Origin of the sequence: Corallococcus sp. AB045, from assembly GCF_003668895.1 — a bacterium.
GTDB lineage: Bacteria > Myxococcota > Myxococcia > Myxococcales > Myxococcaceae > Corallococcus > Corallococcus coralloides.
This window is the reverse complement of the sequence record NZ_RAWN01000326.1, coordinates 1-6,604: the sequence shown is the minus strand read 5'-3', so window position 1 is coordinate 6,604 and position 6,604 is coordinate 1. Positions and strand designations below refer to the sequence as shown.

The following is a 6,604-nucleotide window of genomic DNA, read 5'->3' as shown; positions in this document are numbered from 1 at the left end:
ACCCCGGCCCCCGCCGAGCCCCCCTTCGCCGCGGACGCCGCGGAGGACGACGGGTTCGACGATGATGACGACTCCGAGGACGCCGGCCCGGAGGTCAGCGACGAAATCCTGGCCGCCACCGAGGCCCTGAAGGCCGCGGAGGCGGAGGACGCGCAGGCCGCCGCCGAGGCGGGTGACGAAGCCGAGGAGCCCGAGGCCGTCATCCTGGAGCCGGAGCCGGAGCCCGCCGCGAACGAGCCGGAGTTGCAGGCGCCCACCACCACCCGCACGGGCGAGCCCGCGGAAATCGACCCGGACGAGATGGATCCGGACGCGCTCAAGGTGGTGCTGCGGCTGCACCAGCACGGCCACCAGGCGTACCTGGTGGGTGGCTGCGTGCGCGACCTGCTGCTGGGCAAGAAGCCCAAGGACTTCGACGTGGCCACCAGCGCCCACCCGGGCGAGGTGCGCGCCATCTTCCGCAACTGCCGGCTCATCGGCAGGCGCTTCCGGCTGGCGCACGTCTACTTCAAGGGCGGGAAGATCGTGGAGGTGTCCACCTTCCGCGCCAACCCCACGGAGCTGGAGCCGGCGGCCGGCGCGGCGGGGGCGGAGGAGGGGCAGAGCGGCGAGGACCTCCTCATCACGCACGACAACGTCTTTGGCACCGCGCAGCAGGACGCGCGCCGCCGCGACTTCACCATCAACGGCCTGTTCTACGACGCGAGCGAAGGCCGGGTCATCGACTACGTGCGCGGCCGGCGCGACCTGGATGAGCGCTTCATCCGGACGATTGGCGACCCCGAAATCCGCATGCGCGAGGATCCGGTGCGCATCCTGCGCGCGGTGCGCTTCGCGGCGAAGCTGGACCTGGACATCGAGTCGCGCACGTACGCGGCGATGGAGGGCGCGGTGGAGGACCTGCCGCGCTGCGCGCCCGCGCGCCTCCTGGAGGAGACGTTCCGGCTCATCCGCGGCGGCGTGTCCGCCCCGGCGCTGAAGCTGCTGGCGGCGCTGGACGCGCTGAAGATCCTCCTGCCGCCCGTGGACGAGTACCTGCGTGAGAACGGCAAGGAAGGGGAGAAGACCTTCTACGCCTTCGCGCAGGCGCTGGATAAGCGCGTGTCGGCGGGCGAGGTGCTGGACGACGCCATCCTGCTGGCCGCGTTGCTGGTGCCCATCAGCCGTGAGCAGCCGCCGGTGGAGGAGTCCCAGGACGAGGGCCGCGCGTCGGTGTCGCGCGTCATCGAGGACCTGCTTGCGGGCTTCGTGGAGTCCGCGCGGCTGCCGCGCCGCATCGCCGAGCGCTGCCGCATGCTGCTCCTGATGCAGCGCACGCTGTCCGGGGAGCGCCGCCGCAAGACGGGCGCCTTCCGCCGTCACCCGCTCTTCAACGAAGCGCTGGCCGTCTACGCGATGACGGTGGAGGCCACGGGCGAGGGCCGCGAGGCGCTGGAGGCCTGGCAGGCCGGAGAGGTGCCGCCGCCGCGCGCCGGAGCGAGCAGTGGCGCGGACGCGGAAGGCCCCCGCCGCAAGCGCCGTCGCCGCCGTCGCCGCCGTTCCGGCAACGGGAGCGGGGAGGGTGGCGGCTCGGGCGCCTCCTCCGGTTCCGACGCGGGCGAGGGGTAGCGCTCCCGTAGCAGCCGGGTGCAGCGAAAGGGCTGGAGCGCTCAGGTGCTCTGGCCCTTTTTGCGTCGAGGGCGCTACCACTTCCCCCACCGCGACGGTGCAGCGAAACGACTGGCGCGCTCGCGGTCCCGGCTCTGGTCGTATCCGGCGGGCGCTACCGCTTCCCCCACCGCGAGGGTGCGGTGAACGGGCTGGCGCGTTCGCAGCCTCGACCCTTTCCGGGTCCCAGGGCGCTAACGCTTCGGCTTGTCCACCGGCTTCTCGGAGCGGTGCTGGTCGTCATCCGACGCCTCCGCTCCCGCGATGTCCGCCATGGTGATGGCCTTGCTGCCGAAGCGCGCCGCGATGCGGTCCATCGCCTCGTTCAACTTCGACGACTTCGGCGCCGCCGCCGGGAACAGCCCCAACTGTGGCTCGTCCTCGTCCAACTGCACGCTCACGCCGGTGAGGCGCAGCGCCTTGCCTTCGTGCGCGCGCTCCAGCAGCTCCAGCGCCGCGCGGTAGATGACCTGCCCGTCGTCCGTCGCCTCGCGCAGCGTGACGCGCCGGGTGATGAGCGTGAAGTCCGCGAACTTCAGCTTGAGCTGCACCACGCGGCCCTTCAGCGACGCGCGCCGCAGCCGCCGGGCCACCCGCAGGGCCTGCGCGTGCACGTGCGGCTTGAGCGCCTCCGGGCCCGTCAGGTCCTCGTCGAAGGTGTCCTCCGCGCCCACGCTCTTGGCCGCCCGGTCCGGCACCACGTCCCGCGCGTCGATGCCGTGTGACAGCTCCCACAGGTGCTTGCCACTGGACGCGCCGAAGCGCTCCTCCAGCCAGTCCGCGTCCTTCGTCGCCACGTCGCCAATGGTGACGAGCCCCGCGCGCTTCATCGCCTCTTCCGTCTTGGGCCCCACGCCCCACAGGCGCGACACCGGCAGCCCCGCGAGGAAGGCCACCGTCTCCTCCGGCCGCACCTCGCGCTGACCGTTGGGCTTGGCGAGGTCCGAGGCGATCTTCGCCACGAACTTCGCCGTGGCGATGCCCGCGGACGCCGGCAGGTTCAGCTCGTGGGCGATCTCCTTGCGGATCCGCTTCGCGATGTCCGCCGCCGCGCCGAACAGCCCCACCGACGCCGTGACGTCCAGGAACGCCTCGTCCAGCGACAGGGGTTCAATCAGCGGCGTGTACCGCTCGAAGATGGCGAACACCTGCTCGCTGGCCTCCGCGTAGGCGGAGAAGCGCGGCTTCACCACGATGGCGTGCGGCGCCTGCTTCATCGCCCTCGCCATGGGCATGGCGCTGCGCACGCCGAAGGGGCGCACCTCATACGACGCGGCCACCACCACGCCGCGTTGTGCATGCCCGCCAACGATGACCGGCTTGCCCCGGAGGGACGGGTTGTCGCGCTGCTCGACGGACGCATAGAAGGCGTCCATGTCCACGTGGAGGATGGCTCGCATGGCGTGAGTCACTCTAGTGGTCCCCTCTGACAGTGCGAGCCATGAAGACCCTCACCGAATACCTCTGGTTCGAGACGAAGGCCCGGCGCGAGCTGGTGCGCCTCACGGACACCGTGGCCGCCCTGCTGAAGAAGAGCGGCATCCAGGAGGGCATGGTGCTGGTGTCCGCCATGCACATCACCGCGGGCGTCTTCGTCAACGACGACGAGCCCGGCCTCCACGAGGACATCTGGGACTGGCTCCAGCACCTGGCGCCCCACGGGCCCGACTACCGCCACCACCGCACCGGCGAGGACAATGGCGACGCGCACCTGAAGTCCATGCTCGTCCACCATCAGGTGCTGATTCCCGTCACCGCCGGCAAGCTCGACCTGGGCCCCTGGCAGCAGGTCTTCTACGCCGAGTTCGACGGCCAGCGCCGCAAGCGCGTCATCGTCAAGGTGATGGGCGACTAACCGGCCACGGGCCAGGGCAGCCCGTGACGTCCCAGCTCCGCCGCCAGGTCCGGCGGCAGCGGGCTCTCCACCTTCACGGGCTCTTTCGTCACCGGGTGCGGCACGGTGAGCGAGTAGGCGTGCAGGAAGAACCGCCCCAGCTCCGGCGCCTCGCGGCCCCCGTAGAGCGCGTCTCCCACGAGCGGCGCGCCCACTCCCGCCAGATGCGCGCGCACCTGGTGCAGCACGCCGGTGAGGATCTTGACCTCCACCAGGCTGTAGTCCCCGGACCGGGCCAGCACCCGGAAGTGGGACAGCGCCTCGCGGGCGTCCTCGGCGCCGTAGGGGGCGGGCTCCACGCGGTCCGGGTGGCGCGGGTGGTGGCGCAGCGGCACCTCCACCTCGCCCTCGTCCGCCAGCGGGCCCGTCACCAGGGCGAGGTAGCGCTTGTCCACGGCGCGGTTGCTGAAGGCCTCGCGCACGGTGGTCCAAGCCTCGCGCGTGCGGGCCGCCGCGAGCACCCCGGACGTCTCCACGTCCAGCCGGTGGCACAGGCCGCCCTCGCGCGGGTCCTGGGACGCCTGCGCGACCTCCGGGTAGCGCGCCACCAGGGCGTTGGCCACCGTGCCCGTCTCACCCGGCTGCAAGGGGTGCGACGGGCGGCCGGCGGGCTTGTCCACGAAGAGCAGGGAAGGGTCCTCGTGCAGGACGACGAGCGGGAAGTCCGTGTCGGGCACGGCCTCGCGCGAGGCCTCCTCCACCGTCACGGCGACCTTCTGGCCGGCGGTGACGAGGAGGCCCTTCTTGGCGGGGCGGCCGTCCACGCGCACCTGGCCCTCCTCGAAGAGGCGCTTCATGCGCGCGCGGGACAGGCCCAGGGCCTCGCCCACGAACAGGTCCACCCGCTGGCCCGCCTTGGCGGCGTCCACGGTGAGGGTGTGCGTCGTCGTCGTGCTCACTCGGAGAGGGCCTCGTACACTTCCTCGGCCGTCTGGAACCGGTCGTCCGGCTCCTTGCGGATGAGGCGATGGGCCACCCGCGCCAGCTGCGGGTCGCCATGCAGGTTGAGCGCGAGCAGCGGCGGAGGTTCCGTCTCCAGCACCTGACGCCACAGCTCGTGCGGCGTTTTCGCGTCGAACGGCGGACGCCCGCTCATCAGCTCGTACAGGATGACGCCCAGGCTGTACAGGTCCGAGCGCCCATCCAGCGGCTCCCCGAGAATCTGCTCCGGGGCCATGTACCGGTACGTGCCCACCAGCTTGCCGTCCGCGGTGATGCCCGCGTCGTCCGCGAGGAACTTGGCCAGGCCGAAGTCCATCAGCCGCACCTGCCGGTCGTCGTCCACCATGATGTTGGACGGCTTCAGGTCGCGGTGCACCAGGCCGTGGCCGTGGATGTACGCCAGCGCCTCGCACACCTGGAGCATGGCGTCCTTCAGCTTGCCCATGCGCTCCGGACGGTTGAGGTCCGCCATCTTCGGCGTGGCGGGGTGGGCGGCGGACGGCGGCGCGCGCGGTGCGGCCCGGCGCGGATCCACCACGGGCATCCCGTCCGAATCCGAGTCGTCTTCCCCGGCGCCATGGAAGCTGGCCAGGTCCTCGCTGGGCGCCTCCTCCGCGAAGGCGTTCAGGTCGAAGGTGCCGTCGTCCTCGCTGGCGTCGTCCGCGTCGTCGTCCGGGCCGTCCTCGCTGCCGAAGTCGTCATCCGCGGTGCGGCGGAGGGTGAGCGGGAAGCGGCTGGCGGGCGTGGGCGTGTGCAGGTCGTTGAAGCTCACGTCCAGGTAGTGGCGCAGCGTGAGCCCCTCGATGAGTTCCATGGCCAGGTACGGCTGGCCCGCGTGGACGCCGGCCTCGAAGACCTTCACCACGTTGGGGTGGGCCAGGTCCGCGAGCGTTTCGAATTCGCGCGCGAGCCTCCGGGCCGCGCGGTCGTCCAGCGACGGGCCGCCCGTCGACAGGAGCTTCAGCGCGACCTCGTCGTTGCTGCGGCGGTCCAGGGCCCGATAGACGGTCCCGGCCCCGCCACTGCCCAACGTTTCCAGCACGCGGTAGGGACCAATGGCCTTGGGAGGCATGGGAGCGCGGATCCTACGGACCACGTCACGTCAGGGTCAAACACCCAGACGGCGCTCGAGAGGCTGCGCACGCCTGGCCCCTGGGCTGTTTCACTTTTCCAGTGAGGCATGGGAAGGCTTACGGTCCATGCAAATCGGGAAGTACCTGCTCATCCGGAAGCTCGCCGAGGGCGAGGTGGTGGAGACCTTCCTGGCGCAAGACGCCGGAGGCCCGTGGGAGCTCCAGCGCGTGCTTCCCGCCGTCTTGGGGCAGGAGGCGCTCGTGGAGACGTTCCTGGCCGAGTCGGAGCGTGCTTCGCGCCTGGACCACCCGAACGTGGAGCGGGTCCTCGACTTCGGGAAGGCGTTCCGGGTGATGGAGCCCACTGGCGGGCCTTCGCTGCGCCAGCTCCTGGATGCGGCCACTGCGCAGGGGGCGGCACTGCCGCCGGGCGTGTGCGCGAGGATCGTGAGCTTCGCCGCCACGGGGCTGGCATACGTGCACTCGCTGACGGATGGCGCGACGGGCGCGCCGCTGGAGTGGGTACACAGCGACGTGAGGCCCGGAACCGTGCGGGTGTCGCACGAGGGCGTCGTGAAGGTGAGCGACTTCGGCATCGCGAAGGCGGCGGCGCGGGACCTCCGCACACGGCTGACTCCGGTGGATGCCCTGGCGTACAAGCCGCCGGAGCAGTTCCAGGGCCAGTCCCCGGACGTGCGCGGTGACGTGTACGGGTTGGGGATGGTGCTCTACGAGCTGCTCACGGGCCTGCGTCCCTTCGCGGGGGCGGACCTCGTGGGCGCGCTCAAGGCCATCCGTTCCGCTTCCTACGTGCCCGCCGTGGAGCGCCGGCCGGACCTGCCGGAGATGATGCAGCGCATCCTGGAGCGGGCGCTCGCGACAGAGCGGGCGAAGCGCTATCCGGACTGCCTCGCGTTCCAGGCGGACCTGGAGCGCTTCATGCGGTCCCTGGATGGACCGGTGGGGACGGACGTGCTGGCCCGGTGGGTGGCTCGGGTGAGCTGAGGCGGGGGCCGGGCCCCCCCCTCAGCTCACCCGAGCCACCCAC

The 6,604-nt window shown here is 71.6% G+C and carries 6 protein-coding genes; 3 read left to right on the top strand and 3 right to left on the bottom strand.

All coding sequences use genetic code 11. The features are described from left to right. A partial coding sequence (gene pcnB, locus D7Y21_RS39565; protein WP_121718471.1) for a polynucleotide adenylyltransferase PcnB occupies window positions 1-1,608 on the top strand: 1,608 nt, incomplete at its 5' end. A 233-nt stretch (window positions 1,609-1,841) separates the two neighbouring features. On the opposite strand, the gene D7Y21_RS39560 is transcribed toward pcnB, so the two are convergent. Then, window positions 1,842-3,047: a DNA polymerase IV gene (locus D7Y21_RS39560; RefSeq protein WP_120563343.1), complete on the bottom strand. Its 1,206-nt coding sequence runs from the start codon at window positions 3,045-3,047 to the stop codon at window positions 1,842-1,844. A 41-nt stretch (window positions 3,048-3,088) separates the two neighbouring features. Here D7Y21_RS39560 and D7Y21_RS39555 point away from each other — a divergent pair, with 41 nt between their 5' ends. Next, complete coding sequence (locus D7Y21_RS39555) at window positions 3,089-3,502, top strand: secondary thiamine-phosphate synthase enzyme YjbQ (RefSeq protein ID WP_014398332.1); 414 nt, start codon at window positions 3,089-3,091, stop codon at window positions 3,500-3,502. On the opposite strand, the gene D7Y21_RS39550 is transcribed toward D7Y21_RS39555, so the two are convergent. Further along, window positions 3,499-4,440, bottom strand: coding sequence for an RluA family pseudouridine synthase (locus D7Y21_RS39550; RefSeq protein ID WP_120563342.1), 942 nt, complete (start codon window positions 4,438-4,440; stop codon window positions 3,499-3,501). The genes D7Y21_RS39555 and D7Y21_RS39550 overlap by 4 nt on opposite strands. Further along, complete coding sequence (locus D7Y21_RS39545; protein ID WP_120563341.1) at window positions 4,437-5,555, bottom strand: serine/threonine-protein kinase; 1,119 nt, start codon at window positions 5,553-5,555, stop codon at window positions 4,437-4,439. The genes D7Y21_RS39550 and D7Y21_RS39545 overlap by 4 nt, the downstream gene beginning before the upstream one ends. A 127-nt stretch (window positions 5,556-5,682) precedes the next feature. On the opposite strand from D7Y21_RS39545, the gene D7Y21_RS39540 reads away from it, so the two are divergent. Next, entirely contained in the window at window positions 5,683-6,561 is an 879-nt protein-coding gene (locus tag D7Y21_RS39540) for a serine/threonine-protein kinase (protein ID WP_158627426.1), read from the top strand. The last annotated feature ends 43 nt before the right edge of the window (window positions 6,562-6,604 follow it).